Source organism: Arthrobacter flavus (assembly GCF_039526005.1).
In the GTDB taxonomy this organism is placed as follows: Bacteria; Actinomycetota; Actinomycetes; order Actinomycetales; family Micrococcaceae; genus Arthrobacter_D; species Arthrobacter_D flavus.
On the sequence record NZ_BAAAIJ010000002.1, the window covers coordinates 66,104 to 84,105 of the forward strand.

The 18,002-nt window shown below is 65.4% G+C and carries 12 protein-coding genes; 7 read left to right on the forward strand and 5 right to left on the reverse strand.

Going from position 1 to position 18,002, the window contains the following annotated elements; all coding sequences use genetic code 11:
* Window positions 1–13: 13 nt before the first annotated feature.
* Together ABD059_RS00750 and ABD059_RS00755 are read right to left on the reverse strand one after the other, a co-directional pair.
* Complete coding sequence (locus tag ABD059_RS00750; RefSeq protein WP_019482927.1) at window positions 14–352, reverse strand: P-II family nitrogen regulator; 339 nt, start codon at window positions 350–352, stop codon at window positions 14–16.
* Window positions 349–1,647: an ammonium transporter gene (locus ABD059_RS00755; RefSeq protein WP_343877124.1), complete on the reverse strand. Its 1,299-nt coding sequence runs from the start codon at window positions 1,645–1,647 to the stop codon at window positions 349–351. Before ABD059_RS00755 ends, ABD059_RS00750 begins: the two co-directional genes overlap by 4 nt.
* A 262-nt stretch (window positions 1,648–1,909) precedes the next feature.
* On the opposite strand from ABD059_RS00755, the gene ABD059_RS00760 reads away from it, so the two are divergent.
* Window positions 1,910–3,649 (forward strand): hypothetical protein, encoded by a 1,740-nt coding sequence (locus ABD059_RS00760; RefSeq protein WP_343877126.1) that lies wholly within the window; start codon window positions 1,910–1,912, stop codon window positions 3,647–3,649.
* Window positions 3,650–3,717: 68 nt separating this feature from the next.
* On the opposite strand, the gene ftsY is transcribed toward ABD059_RS00760, so the two are convergent.
* A complete protein-coding gene (ftsY, locus tag ABD059_RS00765; RefSeq protein WP_343877127.1) occupies window positions 3,718–4,920 on the reverse strand; it encodes a signal recognition particle-docking protein FtsY in 1,203 nt (400 codons plus the stop codon).
* A gap of 64 nt (window positions 4,921–4,984) precedes the next feature.
* Here ftsY and ABD059_RS00770 point away from each other — a divergent pair, with 64 nt between their 5' ends.
* Window positions 4,985–6,253: an MFS transporter gene (locus ABD059_RS00770; RefSeq protein WP_343877129.1), complete on the forward strand. Its 1,269-nt coding sequence runs from the start codon at window positions 4,985–4,987 to the stop codon at window positions 6,251–6,253.
* A 2-nt stretch (window positions 6,254–6,255) separates the two neighbouring features.
* Here ABD059_RS00770 and ABD059_RS00775 read toward each other — a convergent pair whose 3' ends face one another.
* A complete protein-coding gene (locus ABD059_RS00775; protein ID WP_343877130.1) occupies window positions 6,256–6,936 on the reverse strand; it encodes a LuxR C-terminal-related transcriptional regulator in 681 nt (226 codons plus the stop codon).
* 231 nt (window positions 6,937–7,167) lie between these two features.
* On the opposite strand from ABD059_RS00775, the gene ABD059_RS00780 reads away from it, so the two are divergent.
* Window positions 7,168–8,526, forward strand: a complete 1,359-nt coding sequence (locus ABD059_RS00780) for a hypothetical protein (RefSeq protein ID WP_343877132.1) — start codon at window positions 7,168–7,170, stop codon at window positions 8,524–8,526.
* A 116-nt stretch (window positions 8,527–8,642) separates the two neighbouring features.
* Window positions 8,643–9,389, forward strand: coding sequence for a sortase domain-bontaining protein (locus tag ABD059_RS00785; RefSeq protein ID WP_343877133.1), 747 nt, complete (start codon window positions 8,643–8,645; stop codon window positions 9,387–9,389).
* A gap of 29 nt (window positions 9,390–9,418) precedes the next feature.
* Here ABD059_RS00785 and smc read toward each other — a convergent pair whose 3' ends face one another.
* On the reverse strand, window positions 9,419–13,024 hold the full coding sequence (gene smc / locus ABD059_RS00790) for a chromosome segregation protein SMC (RefSeq protein WP_343877135.1): 3,606 nt from the start codon (window positions 13,022–13,024) through the stop codon (window positions 9,419–9,421).
* A gap of 234 nt (window positions 13,025–13,258) precedes the next feature.
* Between smc and ABD059_RS00795 the strand changes: the two genes are divergently transcribed.
* From ABD059_RS00795 to ABD059_RS00805, 3 genes are read left to right on the forward strand one after another with little or no spacing between them, the layout of a single operon-like run.
* On the forward strand, window positions 13,259–14,281 hold the full coding sequence (locus ABD059_RS00795) for a 3-oxoacyl-ACP synthase III (RefSeq protein ID WP_343877136.1): 1,023 nt from the start codon (window positions 13,259–13,261) through the stop codon (window positions 14,279–14,281).
* Window positions 14,275–16,941: an alpha/beta fold hydrolase gene (locus tag ABD059_RS00800; protein WP_343877138.1), complete on the forward strand. Its 2,667-nt coding sequence runs from the start codon at window positions 14,275–14,277 to the stop codon at window positions 16,939–16,941. Before ABD059_RS00795 ends, ABD059_RS00800 begins: the two co-directional genes overlap by 7 nt.
* Complete coding sequence (locus ABD059_RS00805; RefSeq protein WP_343877139.1) at window positions 16,938–17,924, forward strand: NAD-dependent epimerase/dehydratase family protein; 987 nt, start codon at window positions 16,938–16,940, stop codon at window positions 17,922–17,924. Before ABD059_RS00800 ends, ABD059_RS00805 begins: the two co-directional genes overlap by 4 nt.
* Window positions 17,925–18,002 lie beyond the last annotated feature (78 nt).

An 18,002-nucleotide genomic window follows, 5' to 3' on the forward strand; every position in this document is an offset into this window, starting at 1 on the left:
GTGGTGAGTCGGGTCAGAGCGCTGCGTCGCCGCGTTCCCCGGTGCGGACGCGGACGGCGTCCTCGACCGGGATCACCCACACTTTCCCGTCACCGGCTCTGCCGGTGTTGGCGGTTGAAACCAGGACATCAACGATGTCGGTGACCCAGGCATCAGCGACCAGCACTTCGACGCGGATCTTCTGGAGCAGGTCCACCGTGTATTCGGCGCCCCGGTAGACCTCGGTGTGGCCCCGTTGTCTTCCGTAGCCGCTTGCCCCGCTGACCGTGAGGCCCTGTACACCATACGTTTCGAGGGCTCCACGGACGCCGTCGAGCTTATCCGGGCGGACGATTGCTGTTACCAGCTTCATGAGTTCACCTTTTCCGAAGCATTCTCCGTCGCTGCAACAGTGGTAGTGGGGTGGAACTGTCCACCGACGCCGAGGCCGCCGAATTCGTAAGCGGTTTCTGCGTGCTCGGAGAGGTCGACACCGGATACCTCGTCGTCCGCGGTGATGCGGAACCCGATGGTCTTGTGGATGCCCAGACCGATGATGGCGGTCATCACGGCCGAGAGTGTAACGGCCACGAGGACCGACACCACCTGGGCGAGCAACTGACCACCACCGCCGCCGTAGAAGAGGCCACCGCCTTCGCCGTCGACCGGCATGGCGATGAAGCCCAGGGCAACAGTGCCGACGGTGCCGGCGACCAGGTGGACTGCTACGACGTCGAGTGAATCGTCGAAGCCCAGCTTGTACTTCAGGCCCACGGCCAGGGCGCACAGTACGCCGGCGACCAGGCCCAGACCAATCGCACCGATGGGGGTGACGTTGGCGCATGCTGGGGTGATGGCAACGAGGCCGGCGACAATACCCGAGGCTGCGCCCAGGGAGGTCGGACGTCCGTCGCGGAACCGTTCAAGGACGAGCCAACCGACCATTGCTGCTGCCGGAGCGGCCATGGTGTTGACCCAGATGAGACCCGCTTCTTCGGCGGAGCCAGCGGCGCCGCCGTTGAATCCAAACCAGCCGAACCACAGCAGTGCTGCGCCGAGCATGACCAGCGGCACGTTGTGCGGGCGCTGCGCCGGATCCTTACCGAAGCCCTGGCGCTTGCCGAGGATGATGGCGAGCACGAGCGCCGCAACGCCGGCACTGATGTGAACCACCGTGCCACCGGCGAAGTCAATTGCTTCACCGACCGCGCCGCCAACAGCGCCGTCAGCGCTCAGCAGCCCGCCACCCCACACCATGAAGGCCAGTGGGCAGTACACGGCAGTGACCCAGATCGGCACGAACAGCGACCAGGCGCCGAACTTGGCCCGATCGGCAATCGCCCCGCTGATCAGGGCGACGGTGATAATGGCGAAGGTAACGCCGTAGCCAGCGCCGATCATGTCCTCGGTGCCGATCAGCCCCTCGAGACCGAAGGATGCGAACGGGTTACCGAACAGCTGTGCAACACCGTCGCCCCCGGTCATTGAATATCCCCAGAGAACCCAGACGATGCCGACCAAACCGACGGCGATGAAACTCATCATCATCATGTTCAGTGCGGCCTTGGCGCGCGTCATGCCGCCGTAGAAGAATGCCAACCCTGGTGTCATCAAAAGCACCATGGCGGCCGAAATCATTACCCAGACGTGACCTGCTGTCAGATCCATCGTCACATCCTCTCGCGAGTGGCGGGGAGTTCCCGCATTCGTAAGTCTGCCTACGGCGTGTTTCCGATCCGTGAACCAATTGATTGCGGGGAGGTTACAGAACCCTCTCCGCGGTAAAGACTGCGTGACAGCCATGTTTCAGCCAGGTAAACGGACCCAGAAAACACCGCCGTGACTGGACTGGACCCCCTGCCTGAGGTACGGAAAATAAGTAGGCTGCGGGCTGGTTAGACTGGCTAGGAGCTGACAACGATGGAGAATAATGTCCGATTACCCCAATAGCCCGACGCCTGATCCTGCACCGGAGGAGACTGAGCAAGGACCCGCACAGCGTTCCCGCCCTAGTCCGAAGGTCCTGATGGCGGCCGGACTGGCAACCATCGTGGTGTTGGTGGGTGCGGGGGTAGGCATTTCCGCACTCGCCCAGGACGAGGAGCCAGGTGCGACGCCGTCGGCGTCGTCGTCGCCGTCGCCGAGTGCAGCGGCCGTCGAAACGTCATCAGCACCCACCCCCGTGCCGACGTCGACGGAGCCGTTGCCGCCAGCTCCGACGGTGTTCTATGAGCAGGCCGGCCCACCAGCGGGGTCGCCGCTGGAAGCTGTTGAAGCGATGACCATCGAGGTATCGGACGAGCCAACCGGCACGGAGCTGCCGTCCAACCTGATCGGGCTGTCCCTCGAAGCCACCGACCTCGCGGATCCCCGGATGTCCGGGGATAACCCCGAGATTGTGGCCAGCCTGACCGGTCTGGGTCGCCCCATGCTTCGGTTCGGCGGTAACGCGGTGGATCGACGGTTCTTCTGGACGTCCTCCAACGAGGCAATCCCCGGAAACCTTGAAGGCGACAAAGCTCACCCGGTGCGTGCCGCAGGCCCGGCCGACCTGGAACGGGTCAACACCCTCCTGGAAGCGGCCGACGCGACGATCAGCCTGACTGTGGACATGGGCAACTACGATCCCGAGCGTGCAGCGGACATGACCATGCATGCCTCGGACATTTTCGGGGACCGGCTGGTCGGAATCACCATCGGCAACGAGCCCAACGGGTATCCCACCAATGGTCTGCGGCCGTCCGACTGGGGCATCCCCGATTACCTCGAGGAGCTGAAAACCTATGCGGATGCGATGTATGAGGTTGCACCAGAGGTTCGCATCGTGGGCCCCGGCACCTATGCGGAGGCCTGGTGGGAGCCGTTCACCCAGGCGGACCTGCAGCAGGAAAAGATCCTTTCGTTCCACCACTACCCGCTGTCGCAGTGTGACGGATCGAATGACCCCCTGGGCGAGCCCATCATGGACAACCTGATGGCTTCAGCGATCCATGACCGTGCCGACGATTACCGCCGTGCAGCGCTGGCCCCCGCCGAAGCTGCCGGCCTGGAAACCTGGATCCCCGAAACCGGGATCTCCGCCTGCCCAGGATCAAACGAAACCACCAAGACCCACGCATCAGCGCTGTGGAGCGTCGACTATGCGCTGAGCGCGGCGCAGATCGGTATCCCCCGGCTGAGCTTCCACAGCTCGCTGCTGACCTGCCAGGGTGGACCTCCTATGTCATCCATCTGCTCCGGCGGACCCTACCTCCAGCCCGATGCCACCTTCAACGAGCGGGCCAACTACTACGGCCTGTCGATGGTTGCCGAACTTCCACCCGGAGCATTCCTGCAGAACACCGCCCAGGGCGGTGGCCTGGCCTACAGCTACGTGGTGCGCCATGAAGACAACAGCATGAGCGTGGTCCTGGTCAACCAGAACGATCCCGAGGTTGCTGCCCAGACCGACGTCACGGTGACGCTGCCAGCGGCGGCGCGCACCAGCTCGATGACCCAGCTCGCTGGCCCGTCGTACGGCGCCGAGGACTCAACAATTATCGACGGTGCTTTTGCCGCACCGGTTCCCGCCGGGGAACGGCCCGCCATCCCCGGTTTCGTCCCGGGCGCCGAATCCGTTCAGTTGCCGGTCACTGCGGGCACCGTGTCGGTCTTCAACTTCACCTTCTAGCCCGCACCACAAAAGCGGCGCCCCACCGGACTCGGTGGGGCGCCGCTTTTGTGTTTAGCCGGGTGTGGCTAGTTGAGAAGTGCGTCCACGAAAGCTTCGGCTTCGAAGAGCGCCAGATCGTCGGCGCCTTCGCCCAGGCCCACCAGTTTCACGGGGACACCGAGGCTGCGCTGGATCGCGACGACAATGCCGCCCTTGGCCGTGCCGTCGAGCTTGGTCAGGACGATTCCGGTCACGTTGACCACTTCGGCGAACACGCGGGCCTGGTTGAGGCCGTTCTGACCGGTGGTGGCATCGAGCACCAGGAGCACCTCGTCAACGGTGGCCAGCTTCTCGATGACCCGCTTCACCTTGCCGAGTTCGTCCATCAGGCCGACCTTGTTCTGCAGGCGACCGGCGGTGTCGATCATGACCACGTCCACCTCGCCGTCGATCCCGGCCTTGACCGCCTCGTAGGCAACCGAGGCGGGATCGGCGCCGTCGACGTCGGACCGGACCGTGGGGACGCCCACACGCTGTCCCCAGGTGGCGAGCTGTTCCGCTGCTGCGGCGCGGAAGGTGTCGGCCGCGCCGAGGAGGACGTCCTTGTCATCAGCGACCAGCACCCGGGCCAGCTTGCCGACGGTCGTGGTCTTGCCGACCCCGTTGACACCGACCACCAGCACGACCGCCGGGCGGTCTGCGTGTCGGTGGGTCGCGAGGGAGCGGTCCATGGTGGGATCCACGAGTTTGATCAGCTCTTCGCGCAGCATGTCCTTCACCTCGGCGGGGCTGCGGCTACCCGCCACCTTCACCCGGGCGCGGAGCGCGTCCACCAGTTCCATTGTCGGTTCGGTGCCCAGATCGGCGAGCAGCAGGGTCTCTTCGATTTCGTCCCAGACGTCCTCGTCGATGTTGTCGCGGGACAGCAGGGCGAGCAGGCCCTTGCCGAGCGCGTTGTTCGACCGGATCAGTCGGGCACGGAGGCGGGCCAGGCGGCCCTGCACCTCTGCGGGGGTTTCGACCGGCACCGTTTCGGTCCCGATGGTGGTCTCGTCGAGGTCGCGCAGGTCATCGGGTACGACGACGTCGGGCGCTGTGTCGCTCGGTTGTTCCAGCGTGTCAGTGGAGGTCCCCGGCGTTCCACCGGTCACCCGATCGTCGTCGTCGCGGGTGGTGGTGTAGGTACCCGGCGGTGTTCTGCGTCCCTTCAGCAGCAGCACGGCAAGCGAGCCGATCACCGCGAGAGAAATGGCTACGTAAATTACTATCTGGAGCGTCGTCTCGTTCACAGACCTAGCTTCTCATACGCCTCTGGCGTGGCCGGAGGGAAACTGGTGAAAGACTACTGTCATCATGTTCAGCCTCAGACGCTCCCCCACGGCCGGTGATTCCGTCGTCGCACCCGCAGAACGTATCAAGATTCCCCAGGAAATCTGGGTCCTGATTGCTGCAGCCTTCGTCATAGCCATCGGGTTCGGGCTGGTGGCACCGGTCCTGCCGCAGTTTGCCCAGAGCTTCGACCTGCCGCCGTTTGTTGCCCGTCTCGACCTGGGCGTCACCGCGTCGGCGATCATTGTGAGCGCGTTTGCCTTTACCCGGCTGGTCTTCGCGCCGGCGGGCGGCAAACTCGTCGAACGCCTCGGTGAGCGTCCGGTCTACGTGTCGGGGCTGCTGATTGTGGCGCTGTCCACCGGGGCCTGCGCGTTTGCCGCGGATTACTGGCAGCTGCTGATCTTCCGGGGGCTCGGCGGTATCGGGTCGACCATGTTCACGGTGTCGGCGATGGGCCTGATCGTCCGGTTGGCGCCCCCGGGGCTGCGGGGCAGGGTGTCGGGATCGTACGCGTCTGCTTTCCTGCTGGGCAGTATTTTTGGTCCGCTGATCGGCGGGCTGTTGGCCGTGTTCGGCCTGCGGGTGCCCTTCCTGGTCTACGCCGGTGCGTTGATCGTGGCGGCGGCCGTGGTGTTCATCAAGCTGCGGGATTCAGCGCTTCGGGACAAGGCAGGCAACGTGGCTCCGCTGCCCGGCCTGTCGGTGCGTGAGGCGCTCGGGGATTCTGCGTATCGGGCGGCCCTCGCCTCCGGGTTCTCCAACGGCTGGTCCTCGTTCGGGGTGAGGATGGCCCTGGTTCCGCTCTTCGTCGTCGCGGTGTTGGACGAGGGACCTGAAGCGGCGGGCATCGCGTTGACCTTCTTCGCCCTCGGTACCGCCCTGGCGCTCACCTTCTCGGGCAGGCTGGCCGACCGGCTGGGCCGCAAACCCATGGTCCTGACCGGGTTGGCTGTCAACGGAGTGGCCATGGCGGGACTCGGCTTCACCACCGACCTGGTGATGTTCCTTGCGGTCTCAGTGGTTGCCGGCATCGGGGCTGGTCTGCTCAACCCTGCCCAGCAGGCAGTGGTCGCTGATGTGATTGGCAACCAGCGCAGCGGCGGCAAGGTGCTTGCAGCGTTCCAGATGAGCGCCGACACCGGCGCGATTATTGGGCCAATCATCGCTGGCCTGATCGTGGATGCGCTGTCCTTCGGCTGGGCGTTCGCCCTCACCGGGGTGGTGGCGTTCGCGGCGTTCCTGGTCTGGCTGGGCGCCCGCGAGACGCTCCCCGAGAAGACCGGCACCTAGACTCAGGCAGTCGACACTCCGGCACGGACCGCTGCAACCGCTATCTGCACCCGGTTATCCACCCCCAGCAACTGCATGACCTGGGCGAGCCGAGCCTTGATGGTGGCCTCGCTGACGTTGAGTTGTCGCGAGATCTGCAGATTGGTGCACCCATTGGCCAGGGCCCCAACAATCTGTTGGTCCCGTGAACTCAGGGTTCCGAAGCGTTTCATGAGGTGTGCATCGGATCGGTTCACCAGTCGCGGCGAGTGCCGACAGGCCGGGAAGACAGCGTTCACCAGTCCCCCACGATGCACCAGCCGCAGTGCCGCAGCGATATCCTCGACACTCGAATCCCTGACGATGTAGCTTGACGCTCCTGCCGCAAAGGCTGCGTCCATCGCGCGGCTCGAATCCCCGGATCGGTCGGTGGACAGGATCGCTACCGTTGGTCCGTCCCTCAACTGAGAAATCGCGGAGGTGGTTTCGGCCAGCCCGCCACCAGTGATCGAGGCATCAATCAACACGATGTCGGGGCGTTCAGCCCTCACACTCGAAACCGCCTCGGTACCGTGCCTGCTGAAACCGGACAGTTCAATGAATCCTGATTGCCCAAACAACTGTTCGAGTGCAACGCCGGTCAGATAGTCGTTGCTGGCCAAATGAACAGTGAGCGCTAGGGCCGAATGGTCAGCCATGGTCATAGATGTCTCCCCAAGAGTGCTACCAGGTAGCGGTATTTCCCAGCCTTTTGGCTAACCTATCCCATGAGATAAGCCCACTTAGTAACGAAGTGGTCACTGTTTACTAACTGTTTGGACCTATCACTTACCCGTTCGACTGTGTGACATGGGTCTCAGAGAACACCTCAAGGAACCGGTGATCTCCGCTGTCGTTCGCAATTCGGCAGCTCACTCTCGCCACAGGAGAACCCCATGATCACTCGTCATCGTCTGCTAGCCGTCGGGTCCACAGCCGCACTCGTCGCTGGCGGCACCTTTCTGAGCGCTGCCCCGGCACAGGCAGCACTCGACTCACCGGAGTGCCTGGCCGCGCAGGCCGACTTCCGTGCAGCCCTGGCTGAGACGGGAGCAAACCCCGAGCTTTCCATCGAGCTGTCGCTCGCCCTGCAGGCGGTCCTCGATGCGCAGGTGGCCTTGGATGCCCTGGTTGACGCCGCAGCACTGGCAACCGGCGATGCCCAGCTTGCGCTCGACGCTGCGCTGGAGGTCCTGGCCGATGCTCAGTTGGACCTCGACAATGCTCAAATCGCCCTTGACGCCGCACTCGAGGTCCTGCTCGATGTGACTGCCGACGTTGATGAAGCTACAGCGGCCCTCGACGCGGCGCTGGCCGTCCAGGCAGATCTGATCGCAGACGCGCAGGCCGTTCTCGACGCAGCGGTTGAAGTCCAACTCGTTGCCGATGAGACAGTAATCGCCGCCGAAGCCGAGCTGGCCGCGGCCATCGCCGATGGCGATCCCCTGCTGATCGCCGCTGCCGAGCTCGCTCTTGATGCGGCACTTGCCGCTCAGGTGGTCGCCGACCTGGGGGTGACCAACGCCCAGCTTGCACTCGATGCGCTGCTGGCAGTGGAAACCGACGCAGTCATCGCCGCCCGTGCGGCCCTCGCTGCGGCCCTTGCCATCCAGGCCGACGCCCAGGTAGTGGTGGATGATCTCCAGCTGGCTCTGGATGCAGCCGCCGCGGTTGTCGTTGACGCCCAGCTGGTTGTCGACGAGGCCGAGGTTGCTCTTGAGCTGGCAGCCAATGTGGCAGCGATCCTCGCGGCTGAGGCGGATCTCGATGCCGCGATTGAGGCCTTGGCCACCCTGCAGCTCAACGCACCGGGCATCAGCGACGCCGACCTTGCTGAACTAGAAGGCTTGTTTGCCGCCGCGATCGCCAATTGCGGTGTCGGCGACATTCTGCTCGACATCGACATCGTCGTCGACGTCGATGCAGGTGATGGCGGCTCCGGTGGCGACGGCGGCTCCGGCGGTTCCGGGGGTTCCGGCGGCGACGGTGGCTCCGGCGGGGCAGGGGGTTCCGGCGGGGCTGGCTCTAACGGTACGGCCGGAGGCTCCGGTGGAGCACCCGGCTCGCCGGGTAGCAACGGCGGGCTGAACATCCAGACCGCGAGCGAAAGCGACGACGTTACTGCCGCGCCGGTTTCGTCGGCAACACCTGCTGGCCCGGGATTCCTGGGACTGGGGGCTCTGCTGGCTGCCGGTGGAGCTGTTGCAGCTGCAGCTGTCGTGAAGCTACGCCGCGGTACCCGGACCGTCGGCTAGTACCTGCCCCAAACCCGCGGAGGGAACGTGGCGCCGATCATCCTGGTCGGCGCCACGTTCACTGCGCGAACGATCACCTGCTGACCGCACCCATCCCCGGAGCGAATCGAGGAGCAATGACCCAAGGCCAATCCCCCAGCCGTCCACTGTCTGTGTCACGGCATCACTACGGTAACCGTCTGGTGTACGCGCTGCTTGGTGCGGTGCTGATCCTTCTCACCGCGTGCTCGGGTGGAGGGACCCCACCGGCGGGCAGCACCCCCCAACCATCGAGCGGCCAGTCCGCGAGCGCACCGGCTTCCAACTCCGGCCCATCGGTGACGGCGCCCCCCGGGGATTCACGCTCTCCGGTCGAGGTGTCACCGACGCCGTCAGGCCTCGCCGGCGTCGAACCCGGGGACATCACCGCACCCGTCGCCGTTGGGGTTTCGGCACCTACCCATCTCACAGTTCCCGCAGCTGGCATCGACATGGAGATCCTGGGACTGACCCCGACGGAAGGCGAGATTACCAGTCAATCGATTGTGCCGCCCTTCACCCTCGACGCGTACTGGCTGACCACCTACGGCAGCCCCGGTGAGGGGTCTACCAACACCACCTACATCACCGGTCACAGCTGGGAAGACCGTGAGGCGCCGTTCAATCGACTCAGTAGCGACGTCGCCGTAGGGGATGCCCTCACCGTGGGCATCGGGACAGGAGCGCTGGAGTACGTCGTCGAGTCGGTCACCACTCACGACAAGGACACGTTGAAGACCAGCGACATCTGGGACATTGTGCCGCACCGGTTGGTCCTGATCAGTTGCTACACCGACGACCTGTGGGGGAAGAACGTCATCGTCACCGCAGTTCCCGTTGGCTAGTAGTTCCCGTTGGCTAGCTGTACCGGTACCTAGGCGTCCACCAGCCGCTGGCTGATGACCGTTGACACGCCGTCGCCCCTCATCGTGACGCCATACAGGGCGTCGGCGACCTCCATGGTGCGCTTCTGGTGGGTGATGATGATCAGCTGGCTGGATTCGCGGAGCTCCTCGAAAATGGTGATCAACCGGCTGAGGTTGGTGTCGTCCAGGGCCGCCTCCACCTCATCCATGACGTAGAACGGCGACGGACGGGCCTTGAAGATCGCGACCAGCAGGGCGACGGCGGTCAGCGAGCGTTCCCCTCCCGACAGTAGCGAGAGCCGTTTGATGCGCTTACCCGCCGGACGTGCCTCAACTTCAATACCGGTGGTGAGCATATTGTCCGGGTCGGTGAGGACCAGCCGTCCCTCCCCGCCGGGGAACAGCCGCCCGAACACGCGTTCGAACTGCACTGCCGTGTCCTGGTAGGCGGCAGTGAAGACCTGTTCCACCCGTTCGTCGACTTCGCGGATGATGTCGAGGAGGTCCTTCCGGGTTGCCTTGAGGTCTTCCAGCTGGGTGCTGAGGAACTGGTGGCGTTCCTCCAGCGCGGCGAACTCCTCGAGTGCGAGCGGGTTGACCCGGCCCAGCAACGCGAGGTCCTTCTCGGCCCGCTTGAGCCGCTTCTCCTGCTCCCGGCGGACAAAGGGAATCCCGGCCGGGATCGGATTGCCGTCGTCGTCCACCGGCGCCCTCAACTCCGCCCACTTGTCGGCTGCAGCGACGGCTACCGGGACCGGCAGGTGGGGACCGTATTCGGCGATCAGGTGATCTGAGGTGAGCCCGAGTTCATCAATCGCACGGTTCTCAAGGGTCTCAATCCGGGCACGCTGCTGGGCGCGGGCCAGCTCGTCGCGATGCACCGAGTCAGTCAGCTCACCGAGCTCGGCGATCAGGCGGTCGTTGCTGGTTCGGACGTCGGTCAGCTCGGCGTCCCACTGTGCTCGGGCCTCTTCAGCGGCGTCGCGGTGGTGCGCTGCCCGCTCCACCGAGACGTCAAGATACTGCAGTGCGGTGTGCACTGCCTGTCCGACGGCGGCAGCCCTGGCTGCCTGCAGACGCCGGATCCGTGCCCGTTCGGCGGCCTGGACCCGTGCCTGCCGTTCGGCGGCAGCTGCCCGCTCCAGGGACAGGGCACGGTTGGCGATCGCGCGGAGCTGTTCTTCGGAACTACGCAACGACAGGCGTGCTTCCATCTCGCCCTGCCGCGCCTGCGCCGCGCCGAGCGCCAGCAGATCCCGCTGTTCGCTGGACGGCTCGCTCTCGTCCGGTGCATCCTGGGCGGCCGCGAGCCGTTCGGTGACTTCCTGCAGCCGCTCCTGTTCGGTACCCAGGTTGGCGGCCGCAGCGTCGGCCAGCCGGGTCAACCGGTCGGTTTCGCCGGCCGCGGACCGCACCACCGAGCCGAGTTGACCGAGCTTTTCGGCGACTGCTGCGAGCCGGGCATCGGAATCATGCAACTGCTCCAGGGCCTGATCGGCTGCCGTTTGGGCCTCGGTGAGCCGTCCGGTGCTGGCTGCTATCTCAAACCGTGCACGTTCCATCCGGTTGGCGGCCGCCTCCAGCCGGACCGTCGTTTCATCAACCGCCGCCTGAACCTCCAGGACGCCCGGTTCGGCTGCGGACCCGCCGCTGACCGACGCGACGGTGACCACGGTTCCGTCCCTGGTAATGGCCGTCAGGTGTGGCTGGGCCTGCACCAGCCCGAAGGCTTCGTCAATCCCCTGGACCACCACCCTCCCCTGGAGCAGATGGGCTACCACTCCTGCCAGCTGGCGGTCGCAGGTCACCAGGTCTTGGGCTGGTGTCGCGCCGTCGGGCAGCAGATCCAGCCCCGGGGGGTCAACTGTGGGCGGCGTGCCGTCTCCTGCTGCGTCGGCCACCAGCAGGGTCACCTGCCCGGCGTCGTCCTCCAGCACCCGGCGCAGCACACGATCGGCGATTGTCAGGTCCTGGACCGCGACGGCGTCGGCTGCTGATCCGAGCGCGGCAGCGATAGCTGTCTCGTATCCGGGGTGGACCGTCAGGAGGTCGGTGACGGCGGCGAGGACGCCGTCAAGGCCAGCGTCGAGCACCGATTGGCTGCCATCCCGGCGCTGGAGTCCGGTCCTCAGCGCGTCCAGCCGGGCCTGCAGGGACTCCCGTTCCCGGTCGGCGGCACGTTCGGCGCCGGTGAGGTCCTCGAGTTGCAGCTGGACCGCCTCCAGTGCACGGCTGGCAGCCTCGTACTGTTCGTCGAGGTTCTCTTCGCCCTCCTCGGCGCCGGCCACCTGGACCTCGAGTGCCGCGAACTCCTGCTGGGCGGCGGCTCGGCGGACGTCGACGTCGCCCACTGATGCGCGGAGCCGGCCCAGCTCCGCTTCGGCCGATTCCACCCTCGAGCGGGCGGCCGATACCTGGCCGATCAGTTTCGCCAGGCCCTCCCGCCGGTCGGCGGCGGCACGGAGCAGAGCGGTCAACCGGGTGTCCTCGACGGCTGCCGCGTCCTCGGCGTCGGCGCGCAATTCGATGGCAGTTTCCAGCGCTTCGGCGCGTTCGGCCACGTGGTCCCGCAACGCGGCTTCCTCGGCCCTGACGCGGGCGGCCTGCTGATCCAGTTCGTCCGGGGTCCTGCCGCCGGCCCGGGAGGCTCCGTCGTCGTCGGCCCCGTCTCCCAGCAGCCGACGACGCTCGTCGGCGAGACTGCCCAACGACCTGAATCGTTCGCGGGTGTTGGCCAGCTGGTACCAGGTGTCGCGGGCCAGGTTCAGCCGCGGTGTCGCGTCGGCCGCGAACCGTTCCAGGTCGGCTTGTCGGGCTCTGCCGGTTGCCAGCAGCCGTTCGACGTCGGCGCGGCGTTCCCTGAGGGCTGTCTCGTCGGCGACATCGCGGTCGAAGGAGTTCATCAGCTGGACCAGATCGTCGGCCATGAGCCGCGCCCTGGCATCCCTGACATCAAACTGAACGGTCTTGGCGCGGCGGGCGACGTCGGCCTGTTTGCCCAACGGCGTGAGCTGGCGGCGGATTTCACCGGTCAGGTCGGTCAGCCGGGTGAGGTTGGCTTGCATGGCATCAAGTTTGCGGACCGTCTTCTCCCGCCGACGACGGTGCTTGAGGATCCCTGCCGCTTCCTCGATGAAGCCCCGCCGGTCCTCGGGGGTGGCATGCAGCACCTTGTCCAGCTGGCCCTGCCCCACGATCACGTGCATTTCGCGGCCGAGCCCTGAATCGGAGAGCAGCTCCTGGATGTCGAGGAGCCTGCACGTGTCGCCGTTGATGGCGTATTCGGATCCGCCGGTGCGGAACAACGTGCGGGAAATGGTGACTTCGGCGTACTCGATGGGCAGAGCGCCGTCGGCGTTGTCGATGGTCAGCGAGACCTGGGCACGGCCGAGGGGCGCCCGGCCGGAGGTACCTGCGAAAATGACGTCTTCCATCTTGCCGCCGCGCAGCGTTTTGGCTCCCTGTTCGCCCATCACCCAGGCGAGGGCGTCCACCACATTGGATTTGCCCGACCCATTGGGTCCGACCACCGCGGTGACGCCTGGCTCGAAGTGGAACGTCGTCGCGGAGGCGAAGGACTTGAAGCCGCGCACGGTTAGACTTTTCAGATGCACAGTGTCTTAGGTCTCCAAAAGATGGTGGTTTTCCCTAATCTACTGGGTTAACGGGCCGTTTTGCAGCATTGCGCGGGTTCACGCACCGCGTAATTATGCCCGAACGCCGCTTGTTGAAGCTACACCAAGTACGCTTTATAACGAATCGTTAGATTCGTTTGTGCGTCCGAGCGCCCTCGAGGCCATCCAGCGCAGGTATCCGAGGCGCACTGACTAGTCGACAAGGCAGGAAATTTGACCGGCAATTTCAACTTCCGACACCACAACACCGCGCTACTGGGCGTAGAGAGTGTTGAGGCTCCGGTCATCGTAACCTCCAATGAGTTCGACCGGGTATTGGCTCCGGCGCTGAAGCGCCTTCGACTCTCCAGTGGCCTGCTCCAGCGGGTCGCCGGAATTACCGAACGCCGATGGTGGGCGCCAGGCACCAAGTTCGACGACGCCGCCGTCGAGGCCGGAGCCAAAGCGTTGGCCTCCTCGGGGATCGAAGCGTCACAAATCGGACTGCTGATCAACACCTCGGTGACCCGGACCAATCTGGAACCGTCGGTGGCGGTGAAAATCCACAACAACCTGGGTCTGCCATCGTCGGCGATGAACTTCGACGTCGCCAACGCCTGCCTCGGCTTCGTCAACGGCATCACCCTCGCCGCGAACATGATCGAAGCCGGACAAATCCAGTACGCCATGGTAGTCAACGGTGAAGATTCCCAGGCCACCCAGGAAGCCACGCTGCGCAGGCTCAACCAGCCGGACGCGACCAGGGCCAGCTTCCTGCAGGAATTCGCCACCCTCACCCTCGGGTCGGGCGCTGCGGCTGCGGTGCTGGGGCCAGCCGATGCTCACCCCGGCGCCCACCGGGTGCTGGGCGGTGTGGCACGGGCCGGCACCGAACACCACGAATTGTGTATCGGCGGGATGGACGGCATGTACACCGACGCTCAGGGGTTGCTTGACGGCGGCCTCGAGTTGGTTGTCGATGCCTGGAATGAAGCCCAGCAGGAATGGGACTGGACGTCGATGGACCGCTACATCACCCATCAGGTGAGCAGCACCCACACGAACGCCATTGTTGAAGCCATTGACCTGGATCCGTCCCGGGTCCCCATGACCTTCCAGAAATGGGGCAATGTGGGTCCGGCGTCGCTGCCGATGACCCTCGCCGCTGAAGCCCAGACGCTGACCTCGGGCGACCGGGTGCTGTGCATGGGGGTCGGTTCCGGGTTGAACACCGCGATGTTGGAGATTGCGTGGTAGCACTTCCCGGCGTCGACCCTGCGTGGCCGGCCTACCGAGACGTCCCCTCGACCGCTGCCGTGGACCCGGCGGGCACCACAAACACCTGGCACTACCTGGATAACGGATCGCAGCTTCCGGAGCCGCCCAGGGGCACGCTGCTCTGTGTCCATGGCAACCCCACCTGGTCGTTTCTGTGGCGGTCTGTGCTCGCAGCCGGTGTTGAACACGGCTGGCGGGTGATCGCCGTCGACCAGTTGAACATGGGTTTGTCGGAGCGCACTGGCCGCTTCCGCCGGCTCGCCGACCGTGTCGAGGACCTGAATGATTTTGTTGAGTCGATCGGGCTGACCGGGCCGGTCATCACCGTCGGTCATGACTGGGGCGGCGTGGTGAGCCTCGGATTTGCCGACCGGCGCAGGGACCTGCTGTCCGGCGTCGTGCTCACCAATACGGCGATTCATCAAGACCCCGATCGGCAGATTCCTGCGCCGCTGCGGCTGGCCTTGCATCCGATGGTGCACCGGTGGGGGACCAAGGACACGTCGGCGTTCCTTGACGTGACCCATTCGCTGGCGCGTCCGTCGCTGTCCAAGGAAGTGCGGGAGGCGTTCCTGCTGCCGTACCGCAGCGGTGCCAGGCGTCAGGGGATCGCTGATTTTGTCGCGGACATTCCTGTGGGCCCGTCGCATCCGAGCTATCCGGCGCTTCGGTCCATCGCGGAGGGAATTCGCACCCTTGAGGTGCCAGCCCTGATGTTGTGGGGTCCTGAGGATCCGATCTTCTCCGACACCTATCTCAACGACCTGGCGGAGCGACTCCCCCAGGCTGATATTCACCGGTTCGAGGGCGCCAGTCACCTGGTCGGCGAGGATCGTGACATTGCGACGCCCCTGTTCAGGTGGCTTAACGGTGCCGGATCCGGTGACGCCGGATCCCCTGACGCAGAATCCGGCGACGCAGAATCCAGCACGTTCACTCCGCTGGAACACGAGCTGACGCAGCGCGCCGCTGGCCCCCACGCGGACGAGCTGGCGGTAGCTGACATGGGCGCCGACGGCCGGATTGCGCGGTCGCTGTCCTGGCAAGGCCTCGACCGTGAAGTGCAGACCCTGGCGGCAGCTTTGCTGCGGATCGGGGTGCGCCGCGGCAGCCGGATCAGCCTGATGGTTCCGCCCGGAGTCGAACTCACCGTTCTCCTGTATGCCTGCCTGCGGATCGGTGCCGTGATTATCGTCGCCGACGCCGGGCTGGGGCGAAAGGGGCTCAGCAAGGCGGTTCGTGGCACGGTCCCCGATTTCCTGATCGGCATCGACCTGGCGCTTACCGCGGCAAAGCTGTTCAACTGGCCGGGTCGTCGGATCAGTGTTGCCTCGTTGCCGGCCGCACAACGAAAGCTCCTCGGCGTGCAGCACTCGCTCGCCGAACTCCGCACGGCCGGTGAACGCGGAACGTCAACCATGACCGACGATGGTCTCGACCCCGACGGTCTCGACCCCTCCGGTCTTGACCCCGATGCCGACGCGGCCATCCTCTTCACCTCGGGTTCCACCGGACCGGCCAAGGGCGTCGTCTACACCCATCGGCGGCTCGCGGCGATGCGGGATACCCTGGCGCAGACCTTCACCATTCGGCCCGGCGACGGCCTGGTGGCAGGGTTCGCACCGTTCGCGTTGCTGGGGCCAGCCCTGGGGACGACGTCGATCACCCCCGACATGGACGTCACCAAACCGAAAACCCTCTCGGCTGCGGCGCTTGCGGACGCTGTCGCTGCCATCCATGCGACCACCGTGTTTGCGTCTCCAGCAGCCCTTCGAAACATCCTCGCGACCCAGGGAGAGCTCACTGCCGCTCACCGGGAGGCCTTGGCCGGTGTCTCGCTGCTGCTTTCAGCCGGAGCCCCCGTGCCGTCACGGTTGCTGACCGAGCTGCTGGACATTCTCCCGGGTGCATCCCTGCACACGCCCTACGGCATGACCGAAGCGTTACCCGTGACCGACGTCGACCTCGAGGTGATCCTTTCGGCCGAAGCCGATGCGGCAGCCGGGAGTGTGGTCGGCGCAGGAAACGGCGTCTGTGTGGGCAGGGCTGTCTCGGGCGCACAGCTCACCGTCAGTCCCCTCAGCGAGGAGGGGACCGGCGACGGCGACCCCACCACCGCTGCCGGTATCACTGGGGAAATTCTCGTCCATGCCCCTCACGTCAAAGAGCGCTACCACCGGTTGTGGGTTACCCAACGTGAGAGTTCTCGCACCGGCGGCTGGCACCGCACCGGAGATGTGGGCCATTTCGACGGCGCTGGCAGGCTCTGGGTCGAGGGCAGACTCCCCCACATCGTGACGGCGTCGACGGGTGTTGTGACCCCGGTTGGGGTGGAACAGGCACTCGAGTCGCTGGACGCCGTCGGGTTGGCCGCTCTGGTCGGTGTTGGTCCGGCAGGCACCCAGGCGGTCGTTGCAGTGGTGGAAACCGTTCCACCGGTCAAGAAGCCTGGCCTGGCCGGTGCCAAGCTGGCGGCTCAGGCACGCGGTGCGGCCAGGTCTGTCGGCGTGGAGCTATCGGCGGTGCTGGCGGTTCCGTCATTACCCACCGATATCAGGCATAACGCGAAGATTGACCGGACAGCAGTTGCGGCGTGGGCTGCAGGGGTTCTCGCCGGCGGCCGGATCGGCAAGCTGTGAGGGTTCTCGTCACCGGAGCCAGTGGGATGCTGGGTCGGGCTACTGCCGCACTCCTCCAGGGGCAGGGTCACCTGGTCAGAACGTTTCAGCGGCGCCCATCCGGTCTGGCTGGCGTTGAAGACAGTCTCGGATCGGTCACCGACCAAACGGCAGTCCACCGCGCTGTGCAGGGCATCGATGCAGTGGTGCATCTTGCGGCGAAGGTATCCTTTGCCGGTGCTGCGGCTGATTTTCAGGCAATCAATGTGGAGGGTACCCGCGTCCTGCTCGAAGAATCGCGCGCGGCCGGTGTGCGTGATGTCGTTTTCATTTCGTCGCCGTCGGTGGCGCATGTGGGTGAGGCACTCGTAGGCCAGGGCGCCACTGTGGCCACTCCGGCCCTGGTGCGTGGCAATTACGCGCAAACCAAGGCGAAGGCCGAGCTACTCGCGTTGGATGCCAACAGCGAAAGTTTTCGGGTGGCAGCGGTCCGTCCCCACATTGTGTGGGGTCCCGGTGACACGCAGCTGGTTGAACGGGTGCTGGAGCGCGCCCGTGCCGGGCGGCTGCCATTTCTGGATGCCGGCACCGCACTGGTCGACACCACCTACGTGGACAATGCAGCCGAGGCCATTGGCGCCGCGTTGAACAACATGGGCCGGTTGGCTGGACAAGCTGTGGTGGTCACCAATGGTGAACCCCGCCCGATCGGCGAGTTGATCGCCGGAATTTGCCGTGCCGGCGGGGTTCAGCCGCCGCGGTGGGCCGTTCCTGGTGGTGTGGCCCGGGTTGCCGGATCCCTGGTGGAGTTTGTCTGGCAGCGTGGCGGGATCGAGAGTGAACCGCCGATGACCCGTTTCCTTGCGGAGCAACTATCCACTGCGCACTGGTTTGACCAGCGCAGAACCCGTGAGTTGCTGGACTGGACGCCTACGGTGTCAGTCGACGAGGGTCTGGCCCGCCTGGCACAGCATTACCAGGGTAACCAGGCCTCCCGCTCCTAGCACGATCCAGCAGAGCGTCACTGGCCTATTCGATCGGGGACCAAAGCGTCCTGTCAGCACGAATGCGCCACCGGATTT